We start from the raw sequence: 17,967 nt of genomic DNA on the forward strand, positions 1-17,967 counted from the left end.
ACGCGCGTCGCTCGGCGCAAGCAAGCGGGGGTCAGGCGACGTCGAGCGATCCGGCGGGCGCCGCCGCCGACGGATGCGCGGTCACGAGGATCGGCAGGTGATCGCTGAGTCCCTGGGGGAGCGTCTTCACCTTGTCGATCGTGAAGCCGACGGATGTCGCGAAGTCATAGTGTCCGCGGAAGAACCGGTAGCGGGTGTATGTCCGCGAGTCGCTGAGACTCAGCTCGTATCCCTGCTCTCGGACCTTCTGGCCGAGGTTCTCCTTGAAGACGGGGTAGTTGTAGTCGCCGACCATGAGAATGGGAAGCCCCTCGCCGAGCTCGGCGAGCTCCTTCAGCGCGGTGCGGATCTGATGGCGACGCAGGGAGTTGAGCGCGGTCAGAGGCGCCGCGTGGAAGGACGCGACGATGAACGACCGGTTCTCGTCGATGTCATGCAGCCGCACGCCCAGCATGCGCTCCTCGGCGGGCTTCAGCACGCGATCGTGGAGCGACTTCTTGAGCGCGATCGATCGGACATCGAGCGGGCGGTACGTGTTCTCCCGGTAATACACGGCGAGCCCGAGGCGATTCCGTTGCGTCGAGTCTGCGAGATGCAGTCCGCCGATCCTCTCCGGGATATCACTCGTGTCGTACTCCTGGAGGCAGAGTATGTCGGCGGCATGGCGCTCCACGAGGTCCGCGAGCTCCCCCGCGGCACGATGCTTGCGCAGATTGTACGAGATGACGTTCACCATGGTGCTCTTCACCCTAGGACTCGTGCCTGTCCACAGTGTGGCCTCTTGACGAAGATTGCGGCCCCTCCTACCGAATCTCCAGGTGTCACCTCCGCTACTCGCGGTCGCGCCGGGCCCGGGTCTGCTCGGCCCGTGCGGCCAGGAGGGCGTCGTCGGGATAGCCGACCTCCGTCAGCGTCAGCCCCCGGGCGGCCAGCACCTTCACCTCCGGCACCCGCTCCCCGGCGTCGCGGATCGCCGCGACATCCTCGATATCCAGCCGCCCCTCGCCCACCGCGACGCACGCCCCGACCAGGGCGCGAACCATCGAGTGGCAGAACGCGTCGGCCTTGACGTTGGCGACGAGGACGCCGTCGGGCGCCCGGCGCCAGTCGAACTCGAGCAGCGTCCGGATCGTGGTGGCCTCCTCCCGGGGCTTGCAGTAGGCGGCGAAGTCGTGCAGGCCGACGAGGCTGCGGGCCGCGGCATCCATCTCGTTCCCGTCGAGATGAGCGCGCACGGTCGTCGTCCGGTGCCGCTCGAGGGGGTCGTATCCGGCCGTGCGGTCGGCGATGCGGTACTCGTAGCGGCGCCAGACGGCCGAGAAGCGCGCGTCGAAGCCCGCGGGAGCGAGCGAGGTGCGATGCACCGTGACGTCGGCGTACGCGCCGAGCACGCCGCGCAGCCGCGCAGCGAGCCTCTCTGCGGGTTCGGGAGCGGGACCGGATGCCGCGTCCCCGCGTGGTGGCCGCGCCGTGAGCCGGGCCACCTGCCCCTCGTCGAGGTCGAGGTGGGCGACCTGATCGGCCGCGTGCACGCCGGCGTCGGTGCGGCCCGCCACGACGAGCCGCGGGTCTCCCCCGAGCACGCGGGCGAGGGCGTCTTCGAGCGTCCCCTGCACCGACCTCAGCCCCGGCTGACGCGCCCAGCCTCGGAAGTGGGTGCCGTCGTAGGCGATGTCGAGACGGATCCGCACCGGATCAGCCTATTGCGGCCTCAGCCGACGACCCGGCGAGTGGGGTCGAGCTTCTCGCCGATGGCCTCGAGCGCCGAGCGCGCGAGACGCACCCGGTTGTCGTTCTCGCGCACGATCTCGCGCGCGAGGGATGGATGCCTCCGCACGATGTCGTCGAGCACCCCGACGGGGATCTCGACGGCCTCGACCTCGGTGAGCGCGACCGCGCGCGAGATCGTCCGGGTCCGCGTGAGGGCCGTGAGGCCCACGGCGTCGTCGCGGCGGAGCTCGGTGATCTGGACGAATCCCGAGTCGGTCGGGACGCCCAGCATCACGCGGCCGGCGATGATGAACCGCGTGGAGGTCGGGATGTCGCCCGGCCGCAGCAGCACCTCGCCCTGCGCGAAGCGCTCGAGCCGCGCCGTCTCGCCCAGCGCCTGCGCCTCGTCGGGGCGCAGGCTCAGCGACGGCGCGATCTTGTGGAGGGACTGCAGCAGCCGGTCGCGCGTGTTCCACTCATCGGTGAGATCGCCGTCGAGGTGGAGGCCCGCGCGGCGGGCCGCGTACCAGAGCCGCGTCATGAAGGCGTCGAGCACGCCCCCCTCGTCACCGGGCGACTGCAGGGGGATCGAGATCCTGTAGGTCGCCGCTCCCACCGATTTGACAGACGGCTCGCGGGCATCGGAGACGAGCGGTATCTCGCGGGCGACGTCGACGAGGAGTGCGCGCACACGCGCCGGCGGATCGTCGGTGGAGAACTGCACCTCCTTCTTCGCGGCGTACGGGTCGCTCGCGCGGGAGAGGTTGACGAACGACCCCTCGGCGAGCTCGGCGGTCGGCATGACGACGATGCCGTTGCCCGTGTCGAGGTGCACGGCCCGCCAGTTCACCTCGACGATCTGACCGCGCGTGCCGCCCGTCTCGATCCAGTCCCCGAGCTGGAAGGGCGCCTCGAAGATGAGGAAGAGGCCGGAGACGATCGAACCGACGGCGTTCTGCAGCGCCAGGCCCACGACGATCGACGTGATGCCGAGAGCGGCGAACACGCCCGCGACGTCGGCGTCCCACACCCACCAGAAGACGAGTGCGATGCCGACGATGATGAGGACGAACCGGATGAGGTCGCTGAAGATCGTCGGGAACCGGTCGCGCCACGAGCCCTTCTCGGCCCGGTGGAACACGAGGTGGTTGATCGCGTTGATCGTCACGACGATGACGAGCAGGCCGAAGATCGTCCAGACCACCTTCGGCCACGTGCCCGAGCCCTCCCACGCCCCGGGCTGGCTGAGGAGCACGAGCACGCCCGCGACGGGGACGAGGTAGTTGCGGATCATCAGGACGATCGGCGCAGCCCGGCTCCCCCGGCGCACCAGCAGGTTAGCCAGCTCGGTGAGGCCGATGAGCGTGAGCGGCAGGCCGATCGAGACGATCACCGCCGGCCAGAACCACGGCTGGCTCGCGATGTCGCTCACCGGTGCGCTCCCGTCCGTGCCGAGATCATGGATGCCTCAGGCCTCCCCGACCGGCACGTGCGTCTCGACGCGCCATACCCGCTGCTCGCCGCTCTTGGTCGACACCTCGCCGGCCGGGGCCACGACGATCGTGTCGGGCAGGCGATCGGCGACGCGCTGGGTGATGTAGATGCCGGCCTCGTCGTAGTCGCCCTGCACGCGGTAGGCGAGGCTCACGGCGTCCCCCCACATGTCGTAGACGATGCGCGCCCGGCCGATGAGACCGCTCGTGACCTGACCCGAGTCCAGCCCCGCCCGAAGACCCAGCTCCACGCCCTGCTGTGCGGAGTACCGCTCCAGGATGGTGCTCAGCTCGATGGCGAATTCCACGGCGCGCCGGGCGTTGTCCACGCGCGGCGTGCCGAGGCCCACGCTCGCGACATACGACTGCCGCGTCGTCCGCACGCGTTCCACGCCGTAGCGCTCGGCGGCCTCGTCGAAGATCCGGATGAGGTCGTTGAGCTTCGTCACGGCCTCTTCCGACGACAGCGTCAGGGCGAGCTCCTCGAAGCCGACGATGTCGGCGAAGATCACCGTGACGTCGTCGTTGTCCTGCGTGATCGCCTCGTCGCCGTGCTTGTAGCGGTCGGCCATCCCCTCGGGCATGAACGAGAGGATGAGGTTCTCGTTCGCCCGCTCCTGCTGCTCGATGAGGTTGGACTTCGCCTGCAGGCTCCGGCTCATGTCGTTGAAGGCGGTCGCGACGTCGGCGAGCTCGTCGCTGGACCCGGCGTCGACCTGCACGCCCTCCTCGCCCGCCGCGATCCGCTGCGCCGCTGCCTTGAGCCGGCGCAGGGGCCGGACGAACACCTGAGCGAGCACGAGCGAGAGCAGGCAGACGAAGATGATCATGCCGGCCGTCGACAGGATGAGGTTGCGGGTGAAGTCCTCCACGGGCGCCATCGCCTCGTCGAAGGTCGCCTGGGCGACGATCGTCCAGCCGAGGTCGCCCACGGCGAGGGGCGCATAGGCCGTGATGCTCTCGCGTCCGAGGTAATCGCGCTCGATGAGGGCGCCGTCCTCTCCCGACTGCGCCTGACTGAGGGCTTCGCCGAGGATCGTCTGCTGCAGCACCGTGTCGCCGTTCTGCACGCTCAGCGCCGCCGCGGCGGGCGACAGCCCCGCCGACACGGCCGACTCGGCGTACGACTCCGGCGAGGACTTCAGCGCCCGCGAGATCGACCGCATCGTGCCGTCGCGACCCACGAGGTAGGTCTCGCCCGTCTCGCCGAGCCCGTTGAGTGCCCACTCGCCGCCCACCGTCATGACGTCGTTGATGCGATCGATCGGCAGCTCGATCGCGAGGGCGCCCACGATGCGGTCGTCCACCGCGATGGGCGTCACCGCCCAGCCGGCGGGGTTGCCCAGGCTCGGGCTGTAGGCGGCGAAGTCGGCGAGCACCACCTCGCCGACGATGTTGCGGCTCATGACCTCGCGGTAGGCGTCGGCGAGATTCGACAGACGGTACGGGCCCTCGAGCAGGTTCGCTCCGAGGTCGACGCCCTTGAACGCGGTGTAGACGACGTCGCCCCGCGTGTCGATCAACAGGACGTCCTCGTACTGCTGCACCTCGGTGAGGGCGCGGAAGTACTCGTGGTACGTGGCGTGGGCGGCCGACCAGGCGCTCCCGTCCCCCGCGTCGTCGACGAGGATCGCATCCTCCCAGGCGTCGTAGGGCACCACGTAGCGTGCCTGCAGGTAGCGCGCCGCGTCGTCCTTCGGCGCGAAGGCTGCGCCGTCGACGTCCTCGCCCGTGGCCTCGGCCAGCTGCGTCGCGAAGACGTCCTCGTAGTAGGCCGCGAGGGCGGCGGATGCCGCGGCATCCAGTTCCGTGCCCTCGAGCGCCGCGAATCCCTCCGTGAACGCGACCGCCGCCTGCTTGCTGGTCTCGTTCATGGCGCTGAGGCGGACCGAGTTCTCGATCGTGCCGAAGAGCTGCGTGACCTCGCGCGCACGGTTCTCACGGATCTCGACGAGCTTCTCGGTCGCGATCGCGCGGAGGGCCTGCGTGCCGTTGATGTAGCCGATGACGCCGACCACGATGCTCGACAGGACGCTCACCGAGAGCAGCATGATCAGCAGGATCGAGTAGATCGAGAGTCCGGCACGCCGGCGAGGCCGCGGTGTGCCCACCCACTCGGTGGTCGCCGCAGCCGGCCTGCCCAGGTCGGACTCCACAGTCCGACTGCCGGAAATCCGCGTACGCGTCTCCTGTACCCCATGCCCCCGTCCCCCGAGGGCTGGGCTCAGGATAGCGTCAGGCCGCGCGCTGTCGATAGTCGCGGGATCGCCGGCGCGTGCGCGGGCCGCAGGATCGGGATCAGAAGTGCTCGACGAGGGCGACGGCTCGCTCCGTCGCCTCGAAGCCGAGCCGGCCGTAGAGGCTGTTCGCTCCCGTCGGGCTCTCGGTGTCGACGTCGAGCACGGCCTTCTCGAGCCCGGCCTCCCTCGCGGCTCGGAGGAGGGCGGTGATCACCGCCGGCGCGAGCCGGCGACCGCGCCGATCGCGGACGACGCCGATGAGGTCGATGTAGACGCTCGAGTAGCCCTGGACGGCCCAGTCCTCCTCGTTGACCGAACCGAGGGCGAGCGCCACGACCCGGTCGCCCTCGACGGCGAGGCGGCTGAGATCGGGCCGCAGGAGCTCGCCTTCGATGAAGCGCGCCCACCGCTCCGGCGGCGTCGGGAGGCTCCCCCAGTGATCGCGGAAGGCGTCGTTACGGGCGAGCCGGGTCGGCTCGTTGTATCGCGGCGCATATGCGACGATCTCGGCGCCGGACGCGGGGATCTCGGGGATCGGCTCGACGAGGTCCCGCACCATCGTCGAGAACCATCGTTCCTCGACGAGCCCGCGGCGCTGCGCGAGGTGCCTCGCGCCCGTGTCGCTTTCTTCCGCATAGACGTAGACGGCGGCGGGCAGCTCGACACCCGCCTCGACGATCTGCTGCCGCGCTCGCTCGTGCTCCCACCGCATCAGCTCCCGGCCGACGCCGCGGCCGCGGAGCTCCGGGTGCACGCGCCCCGCGAGGTAGGCGTGCAGGTGGACGTCCCGCGACGGATGCAGCGTCGCCTCGCCCGCGGCGACGACCCGCCCCGAGGCATCCGTTCCGATGACCGTGTCGCGCGCGGGATCGATGTGCTCGGCGACGAAGGTCTCGGCGACGTCTTCGCGCGGCGTGACCCAGCTGGGGTGGTCGACGGCGTCGGCGGCCCGGAAGAGCTCCATGATCGCGTCCAGGTCCGCCTCGGTCGCCGGACGCCACGAGACGACGTCGGGATGCCTCGGCGGAACGAGCTCGGACGGAACGGGCACCCGCTCGGCGAGCGGCGCCGACGGGTGCGTGGGGGTCGCGCTCATGCCGCCAGCCTACGGCGCGCCCTCGCCGGATTCCGTCCGGCAGGCTCGCCGCGACCGGAACGGCTCGTCGCGGCCCGCCGGGCTCGCCGCGGCCCGCCGGGCTCGCCGTAGCCGGCCCGAGGCATCCGTTCCCGGAGAAAAGGCGAGACCCGCGGCCACAGAGGGCTCGCGGGTCTCGCGGTGCAAGGGTGCCGGGTCTTGCTCCCGGCGTCCGAGCGTTCGGGTTACTCGGACTTCTCGTCCGCCGACTCGACGACGGCGTCATCGGCGGCCGCCTCGGCGGCCGCACCCTCCTCGGGCGACTCCGCGCCGGCCTCGGCGGCGTCGTCGTCGGCGGCGACCTCGTCCGCGGCATCCACCGTCTCGTCGTTCTCGGCGACGGCCTCGGTCGCCTCGTCCTCCGCGACGTCCGCCGTGGCGGCGGGCGCGGCAGCGGCGGGCGCAGACTTCTTGGACGACGTCGCCTTCGGGCTCACGGGCTCGAGGACCAGCTCGATGACGGCCATGGGGGCGTTGTCGCCCTTGCGGTTGCCGACCTTGGTGATGCGCGTGTAGCCGCCCTCACGGTCGGCCACCAGCGGCGCGATCTCGGTGAAGAGGATGTGCACGACCTCCTTGTCGCCGATGACCGACAGCACGCGGCGGCGCGCGTGCAGGTCGCCGCGCTTGGCGAAGGTGATCAGGCGCTCGGCGAGCGGACGCAGGCGCTTGGCCTTGGTCTCGGTCGTCTGGATGGACTTGTGCGTGAACAGGGCCGCGGCGAGGTTCGCAAGCAGCAGGCGCTCGTGGGCGGGACCGCCTCCGAGGCGGGGACCCTTCGTGGGCTTGGGCATATCAGTTACTCCAGTGGGGAAAGTCGGTCCGAAGGATGCTCCGGCCCGGCGTCACCGCCGGGCCCGTGGCATCCGATCAGAGGGTCTCGTCGTCGTAGCCGCCGTAGAAGTGCGCGCCGTCGAACCCGGGGACCGAGTCCTTGAGCGACAGGCCGAGCGACGTGAGCTTGTCACGGACCTCGTCGACCGACTTCTGACCGAAGTTGCGGATGTTCATGAGCTGCGTCTCAGAAAGGGCGACGAGCTCCGACACCGTGTTGATGCCCTCGCGCTTGAGGCAGTTGTAGGAGCGCACCGAGAGGTCGAGGTCCTCGATGGGCATCGACAGCTCGTTCGAGAGGACCGTCTCGACCGGCGCGGGGCCGATCTCGATGCCCTCGGCCTCGACGTTGAGCTCGCGGGCCAGGCCGAACAGCTCCGTCAGGGTGCGACCGGCCGACGCGACGGCGTCGCGGGGTGCGATCGAGGGCTTGGACTCGACATCCAGGACGAGCTTGTCGAAGTCGGTGCGCTCACCGGCACGCGTCGCGTCGACGCGGTAGCTGACCTTGAGCACCGGGGAGTAGATCGAGTCGACCGGGATCTGGCCGGCCTCGGCGTACTCGTTGCGGTTCTGCGTCGCCGAGACGTAGCCGCGGCCGCGCTCGATCGTGAGCTCGAGCTCGAACTTCGCGGTGTCGTTGAGCGTCGCGATGACGAGCTCGGGGTTGTGCACCTCGACGCCCGCGGGGGCGGAGATGTCGGCGGCCGTGACCTCACCGGCACCCGTCTTGCGGAGGTACGCCGTGATGGGCTCGTCGCGCTCGCTCGAGACGACGAGCTGCTTGATGTTGAGGATGATCTCGGTGACATCCTCCTTGACACCCGGGATGGTGCTGAACTCGTGGAGGACGCCGTCGATGCGGATCGACGTCACGGCCGCGCCGGGGATCGACGACAGGAGGCTGCGACGCAGCGCGTTGCCGATCGTGTAGCCGAAGCCGGGCTCCAGCGGCTCGATGACGAAACGGCTGCGGAACTCCCCGATCTTCTCCTCGGTCAGGGTGGGACGCTGTGCGATGAGCACTATGTGTTCCTTTCGATCACGTGCCCGCTATATGACACGTGCGGTGAGTGAGGTGTGTTGAGTTTTTCTCGGGGATGCCTCGCGCGGAGGCATCCGGAAGCGTGCGGTAGCCCTCCGACAGGCTCAGGGACCGGTCCCTGAGCCTGTCGAAGGGCGGAGGATCAGACGCGACGGCGCTTGGGGGGACGGCAGCCGTTGTGGGCCTGCGGCGTCACGTCCTGGATCGAGCCGACCTCGAGGCCGGCGGCCTGCAGCGAGCGGATCGCCGTCTCACGACCCGAGCCCGGGCCCTTCACGAATACGTCGACCTTCTTCACGCCGTGCTCCTGCGCCTGGCGGGCAGCGGACTCCGCGGCCATGCCGGCGGCGTACGGCGTCGACTTGCGCGAGCCCTTGAAGCCCACGCCGCCCGACGAGGCCCAGCTGATGACAGCGCCCGAGGGGTCGGTGATCGAGACGATCGTGTTGTTGAACGTCGACTTGATGTGGGCCTGGCCCAGCGCGATGTTCTTCTTCTCCTTGCGGCGCGGCTTGCGCGCGGCGGTCTTGGCCTGTGCCATTGCTTTGCTCTCCTGAACCTGGGGCCGCGCTTAGCGCGCCTTCTTCTTGCCGGCGACCGTGCGCTTCGGGCCCTTGCGGGTGCGCGCGTTGGTCTTCGTGCGCTGCCCGCGCACCGGGAGGCCGCGGCGGTGGCGCAGGCCCTCGTAGGAGCCGATCTCGACCTTGCGGCGGATGTCGGCGGCGACCTCACGGCGGAGGTCGCCCTCGACCTTGTAGGTGCCCTCGATGTAGTCGCGGAGCGCGACGAGCTGGTCGTCGCTGAGGTCCTTGACGCGGATGTTCTCGTCGATCTCCGTCGCCGTGAGGATCTCGTTCGAGCGGGTACGGCCGATGCCGTAGATGTAGGTCAGGGCGATGACCACGCGCTTGTCGCGCGGGATGTCGACGCCGGCGAGACGTGCCATGCGGCTCTCCTAGGGAGTGAGTGGAGGTGTGGAGCAGGATCGGTGCCCGGGCCTCCGCCCCGAGGTGTCCCCCTTGCGGGTTCTGATCCTGCCTGCTGTCATTCCCGGTCGTTGAGCGAGCGAAGCGAGACGAAACGCGCCTGTCCGCCGACCGGCTGTGTGAAGTTGTGAGTTGGGGGGGACGGATGCCGAGGCATCCGCCGGTGTCAGCCCTGGCGCTGCTTGTGACGCGGGTTGCTCTTGCAGATCACCATGACGCGGCCGTGGCGGCGGATGACCTTGCAGTGGTCGCAGATGGGCTTGACGGAGGGGTTGACCTTCATTTTTCTTCTCTTCGCTGTCTTCACCGGGCGCGGGGATCCTTCCGGATCCGGGCGGGGTGTTACTTCTCGACCGGCCTAGCGGTAGCGGTAGACGATGCGTCCGCGGGTGAGGTCGTAGGGGCTGAGCTCCACGACCACGCGGTCTTCGGGGATGATGCGGATGTAGTTCTGCCGCATCTTGCCGGAGATCGTGGCGAGGACCTTGTGCCCGTTGCTCAGCTCCACGCGGAACATCGCGTTGGGCAGCGCCTCGGTGATCACGCCTTCGATCTCGATGACGCCGTCTTTCTTCGCCATACGCTCGCTATCGCTTGTGCTGCAGACCGGTCGGTCTGCGGTGGATGGGGATTTCGGTGCTCGGACACGCCGACGAAGGCGCAAGGCACCAAAGATCGAGTATACGTGATAGCGGATGCCCCGGCAAACCGGCGGCGTCGTCCCGACCGCCTTCCTCGCCCGCCCCGCCCCCCCGCCGTCGACACCCGCCCGTCGGCACCCGGCCGTCGGCGCCCGTCGGCCCGCCCCGTGCCACATCGCTCATCCCACCCATCCACGCTCGACCCCTCACATCCCCGCACCGCGGACATGTGGGTTCGCACTCCGATGCGTGGGGCCGGGTCAGGGGCCTCGTCAGAGAGGCGGGCCCGCGAACGTCGGCGGCACGTCGCCGGGTTTCAGCGGGGGGTGAACGTGGAACGACGCCAGTCGTCGGCGAAATCGGCCGATGCCGGCTATGTCATGCCAGCCCCAGCGGATGATCCCTCGACGAGTGCGGCCACGGATGTCGTCCTCTCGGCGCTTCTCCTCGAGCAGCACCTTCGCGGTCGACTTCCCGGCGAGCATCTCGGGATCGACGTACTTGCCCTCACCGTCGAACTCGCCCCACACGTCGGCGTCGTCGATGCCGAAGTCGACGTCGTACCAGCCCTTCTCGAGAGGGATGCGGACCTGCAGTCGCGGCGGAGCGAATCCGAGTCGATGCAGCAGAACCCTGCTCGCACTCTCCCCCGGACGCTGGGCCCGACCGTCGGCGAAGGCGATCACCCACCGTGCCTGACGGCTCCCGCGCGCGCCGGCGGTCAGCGCCGAGCATTGACGGACCTCGGCTTTCAGCCTCTCCGCCTCCGCGACATCGTATGGATCGTCGCCGCCACGCCAAGCGACTCGCCGCAGGCCGGCATCGGCCAGTGCGACGGATGCCTCGAGGGGCAGCCGGCCGATCACGTCGGCGATCGTGCGCGCGAGGCTGGTGACCGCGACCCCGTCCACCACCGCGCGACACGCCACGATGTCACCCTCGTGGCGCACGACCGGGTGAGCGCCGCGCGCGACGCCGTTGACGCGCGGCCCCGTCACGTGGACGCGCTGGGGCTCGAAGCGGTAGAACGGCAGCCCCCACAGGGCCGCTGCCGACGTGTGGGATGCGACGGTCCCTCCGTCTCTCATGGCCCGGACGGTCGCAAGCGACCGAGCGGCGTGGCGGGACTCGGAATGCCAGCGCTTCCAGATCTCGCCGGCTACGTACCACCCGCGGTGGACGACGACGAAGTCACCGGACGCTACCGCGTCGCGCAGGCGCGTGCGGCCGACCCCCAGCATCCGAAGTCCTTCCGCAGACTGCACGTGAAGCCCTATGTCGCCGACATCCATCGGGCCATGGTCTGCTCCGGCGCCCGGACCCGGAGTCCCCCGCCCGCCGCCTGTGGGCGACTTCGAGGTCAGCTCCTCTGGGGAGGACGCCTGCGACCCACATATCCATGCACCAACCCTCGCACCCGCGACGTGCGGACCTGTGGGGTGATGCGTGGGAGTGTGGGCTCGCGGCTACGGTCGGGCCGGGTGGCTACTGCAGGGCCGCGACGAGGTCGGCCTGCGGGTCGCCCGTCAGGTCGATGATCTCGCCGTTCAGCACGACCGTCGGGGTGCCGATGCCGCCGGCGCCCTCCTTGACGGGGGTCTGCTCGGTCATCGCCGTGACGAACTTCGAGTACTGACCGCCGGTCACGCAGTCGTCGATGCCCGTGACGCCCGCGCCCTCGGCGATGCCCAGGATCTGCTCGTCGGTGAGGCCCGTCGACCCCTCCTCGGGCTGGTTCTGGTACATCGCCTGCATGAAGGGGACGGATGCCTCGGCATCCGCCACCGCGACGCAGTACATCGCATTCGCGGCCCGCGTCGAGTACTCGGTGCCCTGCGACGCGCGGTCGAGGATGGAGATGGGGTGGATGTTCAGGGTGATGGAGCCGTCGTCCACGAGGCTCTGGATCGTCTCACCGTAGGACTGCTCGAACTGGTTGCAGATGGGGCACATGAAGTCGATGTAGGTGGCGAGCTCGTTCGACCCCTGGCCGACGCTGATCGCGCCCGTCTCGGCGTCGATGTTCGACGCCTGCGGCGCCTCGCCCGGGCCGGTGGACTGGTTGTTCATCCAGACGACGAGCCCTGCCACGACCACGAGCGCGACGACGACGCCGACGCTGATCCAGATCGCGAACCAGTTGACCTTGCGCTGCTGCCTCTGAGCCACCGCGTTCCCCTTCTCACACCACGGGCACGGGCGTCACGCCGAACGGCGCGAGCCCCGCCTTGCCCCCGTCGGGCGCCGTGAGCACCCAGATACCGTCATCGTGCACGGCGACGCTGTGCTCCCAGTGGGAACCGGCAGTGCCGTCGACCGTCGAGACCGTCCAGCCGTCGTCCTCGACACGCGTCCTCTGATCGCCGATGACGACCATCGGCTCGATCGCGACCGCGAGCCCGGGACGCACCTCGGGGCCCGGATCGGCGACGCGGTAGTTGAAGACCGAGGGCGATTCGTGCATCTTCCGTCCGATGCCGTGGCCGACGTAGTCCCGCAGGATGCCGTACCCGTGCCCCGCGTCGTCGATGAAGGACTGGATGGCGACACCCACCTCCGCGAGATGCCCAGCCGACGCGAGCGACGCGATGCCGGCCCAGAGCGAGCCCTCGGTCACGCGCGACAGCTCCTCGCGCTCGGCCACGATGTCGGGACGCGACGCGTCGGGGACGACGACCGTGAACGCCGAGTCGCCGTTCCACCCGCGGTACTCCGCTCCGGCATCGATCGACACGATGTCGCCGGGCTCGAGCGCGCGGGAGGACGGGATGCCGTGCACGACCTGCTCGTTGACCGAGGCGCAGATCGTGTGGCGGTAGCCACGGACGAGCTGGAAGTTCGAGCGCGCACCGCGCGCGGTGATGACCCGGGATGCCTCGGCATCCAGCTCCTCGGTCGTCACGCCCGGTGCGATGAGCGCCCGGACCGCCTCCAGCGCGGCGGCGGTGATGAGGCCCGGCTCCACCATCGACCGCAGCTGGGCGGGCGACTTGTAGATCGAGCGGCGGAGCGAGACCACGTCAGGCGGCGGCCGGACGGGTCAGCCCGCGCGCCTCGAGCGCGGCGATGATGCGGTTCGTGATGTCGTCGAGCGATCCGACCCCGTCGACCTCGTCGACGATCCCGCGGGTGCCGTACACGCCCAGGATCGGCGACGTCTCGGTCTCGTAGATCGACAGGCGTGCGGCGATCACCTCGTCGGTGTCGTCGGCACGGCCCTGCTCGGAGGCGCGCTTCTTCAGCCGGGCGATGCTCTCCTCGCGCGGCACGGCGAGCACGATCACGGCGTCGAGGCTCTCGTCGCGGCCCTCGAGGAACTCGTCGAGGTGCATCACCTGGGCGAGGTTGCGCGGGTAGCCGTCGAGGAGGAACCCTTCCGCGGCATCCTGCTTCGACAGGCGGTCGCGGACGACGGCGCTGGTCAGCTCGTCGGGGACGAGCTGACCGGCGTCGATGATGCTCTTGACCTGCTCGCCCAGCTCGGTGCCCTGCGACACGTTGGCGCGGAACACATCCCCCGTCGAGACGACGGGGATGCCGAACGTCTCGGCGATGCGGACGCCCTGCGTGCCCTTGCCCGAGCCTTGCGGCCCGACGATCAGGAGGCGGGTCATCGCAGGAGCCCCTCGTAGTGCCGCTGCTGCAGCTGGGCGTCGATCTGCTTCACCGTCTCGAGACCGACACCCACGATGATGAGGATCGATGCGCCGCCGAACGGGAAGTTCTGGTTGGCGCCGACCGTCGCGAGGGCGATGAGCGGCAGAAGGGCGATGAGGCCCAGGTAGATCGAGCCGGGCAGCGTGATGCGCGTGAGCACGTAGTCCAGGTACTCGGCCGTCGGACGACCCGCACGGATGCCGGGGATGAACCCGCCGTACTTCTTCATGTTGTCGGCGACCTCGACGGGGTTGAACGTGATCGCGACGTAGAAGTACGTGAACCCGACGATGAGGAGGAAGTACAGGAGCATGTACAGCGGGTGGTCGCCGCGCACGAGGTAGAGCTGGATCCAGGCCACCCATGCCGGGACCTCTTCACCGGCCTGCGGCTGGTTGAACTGCGCGATGAGCGCCGGGATGTACAGCAGCGACGAGGCGAAGATGACGGGCACGACGCCGGCCATGTTGACCTTGATCGGGATGTACGTGTTGGTGCCGCCGTAGGTGCGGCGCCCGACCATGCGCTTGGCGTACTGCACCGGGATGCGGCGCTGCGACTGCTCGACGAAGACCACGAGGCCGACCACGACGATGCCGACGGCCAGGACGAGGAGGAAGACCTCGAAGCCGCGCGACTGCCAGATCGCCCACATCGACGCGGGGAACGCCGCCGCGATCGACGTGAAGATGAGGATCGACATGCCGTTGCCGATGCCGCGCTCGGTGACGAGCTCGGCGAACCACATGATGAGGCCGGTGCCGGCGGTCATCGTGATGATCATGAGCAGCTGCGCCCACCACACGTCGTTGGTGAGCAGCTGCTCGCAGGCGGGGATGCCGGTCGTGCCGAACAGCTGGCCGCTGCGGGCCACCGTCACGAGCGTCGTCGACTGCAGCAGTGCGAGCGCGATCGTCAGGTAACGGGTGTACTGCGTCAGCCGCGCCTGGCCCGCCTGACCCTCCTTGTAGAGGGTCTCGAAGTGCGGGATGACCACGCGGAGCAGCTGCACGATGATCGTCGCGGTGATGTAGGGCATGACGCCGAGAGCGAAGATCGACAGCTGCAGCAGTGCGCCGCCGGAGAAGAGGTTGACGAGCGACAGCAGCCCCTCGGTGCCGGCGCTCTGCTCACGCAGACAGTCCTGCACGTTCGGGAAGTCCACGAACGGAGCGGGGACGTGCGCGCCCAGACGGTAGAGGGCGATGATCGCCAGTGTGAATGCGATCTTCCGCCGTAGGTCGGGCGTACGGAAGACCCGCGCGATTGCGCTGAACAAGAGGTTGCCTCCAGAGGGGATGCCGGCACGCGACGCGGCGCGCCGTCAACCAGCGTAACCCAGCGGGCCACCCGCGACGTTGCGAGGGTGTGCGCCGGGGACGACAGCAGGGGTCGGAGAACGCTCCGACCCCTGCTGGGTACTACTTGACGGAACCGCCCGCGGCGACGATCTTCTGCTCGGCGGAGCCCGAGACCTTGTCGACCGACACGTTGAGCTTGACCGCGATGTCGCCGGTGCCGAGCACCTTGACCTTCTCGTTCTTGCGGACCGCGCCCTTGGCGACGAGGTCGCTCACGGTCACGTCGCCGCCCGAGGGGTAGAGCTCGGCGAGCTTCTCGAGGTTGACCACCTGGTACTCGACGCGGAACGGGTTCTTGAACCCGCGCAGCTTCGGGGTGCGCATGTGCAGCGGCATCTGGCCACCCTCGAAGCCCTGGCGGACCTGGTAGCGGGCCTTCGTGCCCTTGGTGCCGCGGCCGGCGGTCTTGCCCTTCGAGCCCTCACCGCGACCCACGCGGGTCTTGGCGGTGTTGGCGCCGGGGACCGGGCGAAGGTGGTGCACCTTGAGCACGCCGGGGCGGGCTGCCGGGGCATCCTTCTTCACGGCGTCCTTCTTCACGGCGTCCTTCTTGGCGTCGGACTTGGCGGCCTTGGGCGCCTTCTCGGCGGCCGGCTTCGCGGCAGCCTTCTTGGACTCGGTGACCTCGGCCACGTCGTCCTTCTTCTCGGCCTTGTCAGCCATCAGTCGATCTCCTCAACCTTCACGAGGTGGGCGACGGTCTTGACGTAGCCGCGCGTCTGCGCGTCGTCGGGACGGACGACCGAGTCGCCGATCCGCTTGAGACCGAGCGAACGCAGCGTGTCGCGCTGGTTCTGCTTCTCGCTCACCTTGGACTTGATCTGCGTGACCTTCAGACGCGCAGCCATCAGACACCTGCCTTCGCAGCACGGGCGGCCTCGGCGGCCTCGGCCTCGGCACGGACGAGACGAGCCGGTGCGACCTGGTCGAACTCGAGGCCGCGGCGCGCGGCGACCGCACGGGGCTCCTCGAGCTGCTTGAGGGCGTCGACCGTCGCGTGGACGATGTTGATCGTGTTCGACGAGCCGAGCGACTTCGACAGGACGTCGTGGATCCCGGCGCACTCCAGGACGGCGCGCACGGGGCCGCCCGCGATGACGCCGGTACCGGCGGCAGCCGGACGCAGCAGCACGACACCGGCCGCGGCCTCACCCTGCACGGGGTGCGGAATGGTGACGCCGGCGCGGGGCACGCGGAAGAAGTTGCGCTTGGCCTCTTCGACGCCCTTCGAGATGGCGAGGGGGACCTCGCGGGCCTTGCCGTAGCCGACGCCGACGACGCCGTTGCCATCGCCCACGACGACGAGCGCCGTGAAGCTGAAGCGACGACCGCCCTTGACGACCTTCGACACGCGGTTGATCGTGACGACGCGCTCGAGGAACTGGCTCTCGTTGCGGTCGCGGCCGCCGCGGTCACCGCGGGTCTGGCTGCGCTCACGGCCACCGCGACGCGGCTCGCGCTCGCGCTCGGCGGGTGCTTCGGCAGCCGGGGCCTGGGCCTCGGCCGGAGCCTCTGCGGTCACGTTGTTCTCCTTGTTGTCACTCACAGGTTCAGACCTCCCTCGCGGGCGCCGTCGGCGATCGCCGCGACACGGCCGGCGTAGCGGTTGCCGCCACGGTCGAACACGACGTCCGTGACGCCGGCGGCCTTGGCGCGCTCGGCGAGAAGCTCGCCGACCTTGCGGGCCTTTGCCGTCTTGTCGTCCTCGGACGCGCGCAGGTCGGCCTCGAGGGTCGAGGCCGAGGCCAGCGTGCGGCCCTTGCTGTCGTCGACGATCTGCACGAAGACGTGACGCGACGAACGGGTGACGACCAGGCGGGGACGCTCGGGGGTGCCGACGACCTTCTTGCGAAGGCGGGCGTGACGACGCGCGCGCGCGTCGGTCTTCGACTTCACAGCCATGGTTATTTACCAGCCTTTCCGGCCTTGCGCCGAACGACCTCGCCGGCGTAACGCACACCCTTGCCCTTGTACGGCTCGGGCTTGCGGATCTTGCGGATGTTCGCGGCCGCCTCGCCGACGGCCTGCTTGTCGATGCCGCTCACGGTGAGCTTGTTGTTGCCCTCGACCGTGAACGTGATGCCCGCGGGCGGCTCGACGAGGACGGGGTGCGAGAAGCCGAGGGCGAACTCGACCGAGCTGCCCCTCTGGGCGACGCGGTAACCCGTGCCGACGACCTCGAGGCCCTTGGAGTAGCCCTGGGTGACACCGATGATGTTGTTGTTGATGAGCGTGCGGGTCAGGCCGTGCAGCGAACGCGAGGAGCGCTCGTCGTCGGGACGGGTGACGAGCACCTGACCCTCTTCGACCTGGACTTCGATGGGGCGTGCCACGGAGAGCGTGAGCTCGCCCTTGGGACCCTTGACCGCGACATCCTGTCCGTCGACCGTGATGGTCACGCCGGCGGGGATGTCGATCGGGAGACGACCGATACGCGACATGTCAGATCACCACACGTAGGCGAGGACTTCCCCACCCACGCCCTTCTGCTCGGCCTGGCGGTCCGTGAGGAGACCGGAGGAGGTGGACAGGATGGCGACGCCGAGGCCGCCGAGGACCTTGGGGATCTCGGTCGACTTCGCGTAGACGCGCAGGCCCGGCTTCGAGACGCGCTTGATGCCGGCGATCGACCGCTCGCGGTTCGGGCCGTACTTGAGGGTCAGGGTGAGGGTCTGGCCGACGCGGGCGTCCTCGACGGCCCACTCGGCGATGTAGCCCTCCTGCTTGAGGATGTCGGCGATGTGCGTCTTGAGCTTCGAGCTCGGCAGCGACACGGAGTCGTGGTGCGCCGAGTTCGCGTTGCGCAGACGGGTCAGCATGTCTGCGACCGGGTCTGTCATTGTCATTTCTTGATTCCTTCGTTCA

22 protein-coding genes are annotated in these 17,967 nt (G+C 69.4%); all 22 read right to left on the bottom strand.

Annotation, left to right across the window (positions count from 1 at the left end; genetic code table 11):
* Positions 1-31 precede the first annotated feature (31 nt).
* Complete coding sequence (locus tag EV279_RS00220; RefSeq protein WP_208109537.1) at positions 32-733, bottom strand: endonuclease/exonuclease/phosphatase family protein; 702 nt, start codon at positions 731-733, stop codon at positions 32-34.
* Positions 734-830: 97 nt separating this feature from the next.
* Positions 831-1,691: a tRNA pseudouridine(38-40) synthase TruA gene (gene truA / locus EV279_RS00225; RefSeq protein ID WP_133540884.1), complete on the bottom strand. Its 861-nt coding sequence runs from the start codon at positions 1,689-1,691 to the stop codon at positions 831-833.
* Positions 1,692-1,711: 20 nt separating this feature from the next.
* On the bottom strand, positions 1,712-3,142 hold the full coding sequence (locus EV279_RS00230) for a mechanosensitive ion channel domain-containing protein (protein ID WP_133540886.1): 1,431 nt from the start codon (positions 3,140-3,142) through the stop codon (positions 1,712-1,714).
* 36 nt (positions 3,143-3,178) lie between these two features.
* Positions 3,179-5,359 (bottom strand): adenylate/guanylate cyclase domain-containing protein, encoded by a 2,181-nt coding sequence (locus EV279_RS00235; protein ID WP_133540888.1) that lies wholly within the window; start codon positions 5,357-5,359, stop codon positions 3,179-3,181.
* A gap of 142 nt (positions 5,360-5,501) precedes the next feature.
* Positions 5,502-6,539, bottom strand: coding sequence for a GNAT family N-acetyltransferase (locus tag EV279_RS00240; protein WP_133540890.1), 1,038 nt, complete (start codon positions 6,537-6,539; stop codon positions 5,502-5,504).
* Positions 6,540-6,763: 224 nt separating this feature from the next.
* Positions 6,764-7,372: a 50S ribosomal protein L17 gene (rplQ, locus tag EV279_RS00245; protein WP_133540892.1), complete on the bottom strand. Its 609-nt coding sequence runs from the start codon at positions 7,370-7,372 to the stop codon at positions 6,764-6,766.
* Between the two features lie 76 nt (positions 7,373-7,448).
* The gene (locus EV279_RS00250; RefSeq protein ID WP_133540894.1) at positions 7,449-8,438 is read right to left on the bottom strand and encodes a DNA-directed RNA polymerase subunit alpha; all 990 of its coding nucleotides are present in this window, start codon (positions 8,436-8,438) and stop codon (positions 7,449-7,451) included.
* A 161-nt stretch (positions 8,439-8,599) separates the two neighbouring features.
* Complete coding sequence (gene rpsK, locus EV279_RS00255) at positions 8,600-8,998, bottom strand: 30S ribosomal protein S11 (protein ID WP_056117708.1); 399 nt, start codon at positions 8,996-8,998, stop codon at positions 8,600-8,602.
* Positions 8,999-9,028: 30 nt separating this feature from the next.
* Complete coding sequence (rpsM, locus tag EV279_RS00260; protein WP_133540895.1) at positions 9,029-9,403, bottom strand: 30S ribosomal protein S13; 375 nt, start codon at positions 9,401-9,403, stop codon at positions 9,029-9,031.
* Between the two features lie 206 nt (positions 9,404-9,609).
* Positions 9,610-9,726 (bottom strand): 50S ribosomal protein L36, encoded by a 117-nt coding sequence (gene rpmJ, locus EV279_RS00265; RefSeq protein ID WP_005050492.1) that lies wholly within the window; start codon positions 9,724-9,726, stop codon positions 9,610-9,612.
* A gap of 75 nt (positions 9,727-9,801) precedes the next feature.
* A complete protein-coding gene (gene infA / locus EV279_RS00270) occupies positions 9,802-10,023 on the bottom strand; it encodes a translation initiation factor IF-1 (RefSeq protein ID WP_133540897.1) in 222 nt (73 codons plus the stop codon).
* A 333-nt stretch (positions 10,024-10,356) separates the two neighbouring features.
* Complete coding sequence (locus EV279_RS00275) at positions 10,357-11,325, bottom strand: hypothetical protein (protein WP_133540899.1); 969 nt, start codon at positions 11,323-11,325, stop codon at positions 10,357-10,359.
* A gap of 244 nt (positions 11,326-11,569) precedes the next feature.
* Positions 11,570-12,253 carry a thioredoxin domain-containing protein gene (locus EV279_RS00280; RefSeq protein ID WP_243728375.1) on the bottom strand — a complete coding sequence of 228 codons (684 nt, stop codon included), beginning with the start codon at positions 12,251-12,253 and terminating at the stop codon, positions 11,570-11,572.
* Positions 12,254-12,266: 13 nt separating this feature from the next.
* Positions 12,267-13,103, bottom strand: coding sequence for a type I methionyl aminopeptidase (gene map, locus EV279_RS00285; RefSeq protein ID WP_133540901.1), 837 nt, complete (start codon positions 13,101-13,103; stop codon positions 12,267-12,269).
* A 1-nt stretch (position 13,104) separates the two neighbouring features.
* On the bottom strand, positions 13,105-13,698 hold the full coding sequence (locus EV279_RS00290; RefSeq protein ID WP_133540903.1) for an adenylate kinase: 594 nt from the start codon (positions 13,696-13,698) through the stop codon (positions 13,105-13,107).
* Entirely contained in the window at positions 13,695-15,020 is a 1,326-nt protein-coding gene (gene secY / locus EV279_RS00295) for a preprotein translocase subunit SecY (RefSeq protein WP_133540905.1), read from the bottom strand. Before secY ends, EV279_RS00290 begins: the two co-directional genes overlap by 4 nt.
* A 142-nt stretch (positions 15,021-15,162) precedes the next feature.
* Positions 15,163-15,765, bottom strand: a complete 603-nt coding sequence (gene rplO / locus EV279_RS00300) for a 50S ribosomal protein L15 (RefSeq protein ID WP_133540907.1) — start codon at positions 15,763-15,765, stop codon at positions 15,163-15,165.
* Entirely contained in the window at positions 15,765-15,950 is a 186-nt protein-coding gene (gene rpmD, locus EV279_RS00305; protein WP_060960260.1) for a 50S ribosomal protein L30, read from the bottom strand. Before rpmD ends, rplO begins: the two co-directional genes overlap by 1 nt.
* Positions 15,950-16,624, bottom strand: coding sequence for a 30S ribosomal protein S5 (rpsE, locus tag EV279_RS00310; RefSeq protein ID WP_241245934.1), 675 nt, complete (start codon positions 16,622-16,624; stop codon positions 15,950-15,952). The genes rpmD and rpsE overlap by 1 nt, the downstream gene beginning before the upstream one ends.
* Positions 16,625-16,644: 20 nt before the next feature.
* Positions 16,645-17,004 (bottom strand): 50S ribosomal protein L18, encoded by a 360-nt coding sequence (rplR, locus tag EV279_RS00315; RefSeq protein ID WP_133540911.1) that lies wholly within the window; start codon positions 17,002-17,004, stop codon positions 16,645-16,647.
* Positions 17,005-17,006: 2 nt separating this feature from the next.
* The gene (rplF, locus tag EV279_RS00320; protein WP_133540913.1) at positions 17,007-17,543 is read right to left on the bottom strand and encodes a 50S ribosomal protein L6; all 537 of its coding nucleotides are present in this window, start codon (positions 17,541-17,543) and stop codon (positions 17,007-17,009) included.
* Between the two features lie 6 nt (positions 17,544-17,549).
* Positions 17,550-17,948 carry a 30S ribosomal protein S8 gene (rpsH, locus tag EV279_RS00325; RefSeq protein WP_133540915.1) on the bottom strand — a complete coding sequence of 133 codons (399 nt, stop codon included), beginning with the start codon at positions 17,946-17,948 and terminating at the stop codon, positions 17,550-17,552.
* Positions 17,949-17,967: the final 19 nt, after the last annotated feature.

The sequence above is a fragment of the Microbacterium sp. BK668 genome (genome assembly GCF_004362195.1).
Classification (GTDB): domain Bacteria; phylum Actinomycetota; class Actinomycetes; order Actinomycetales; family Microbacteriaceae; genus Microbacterium.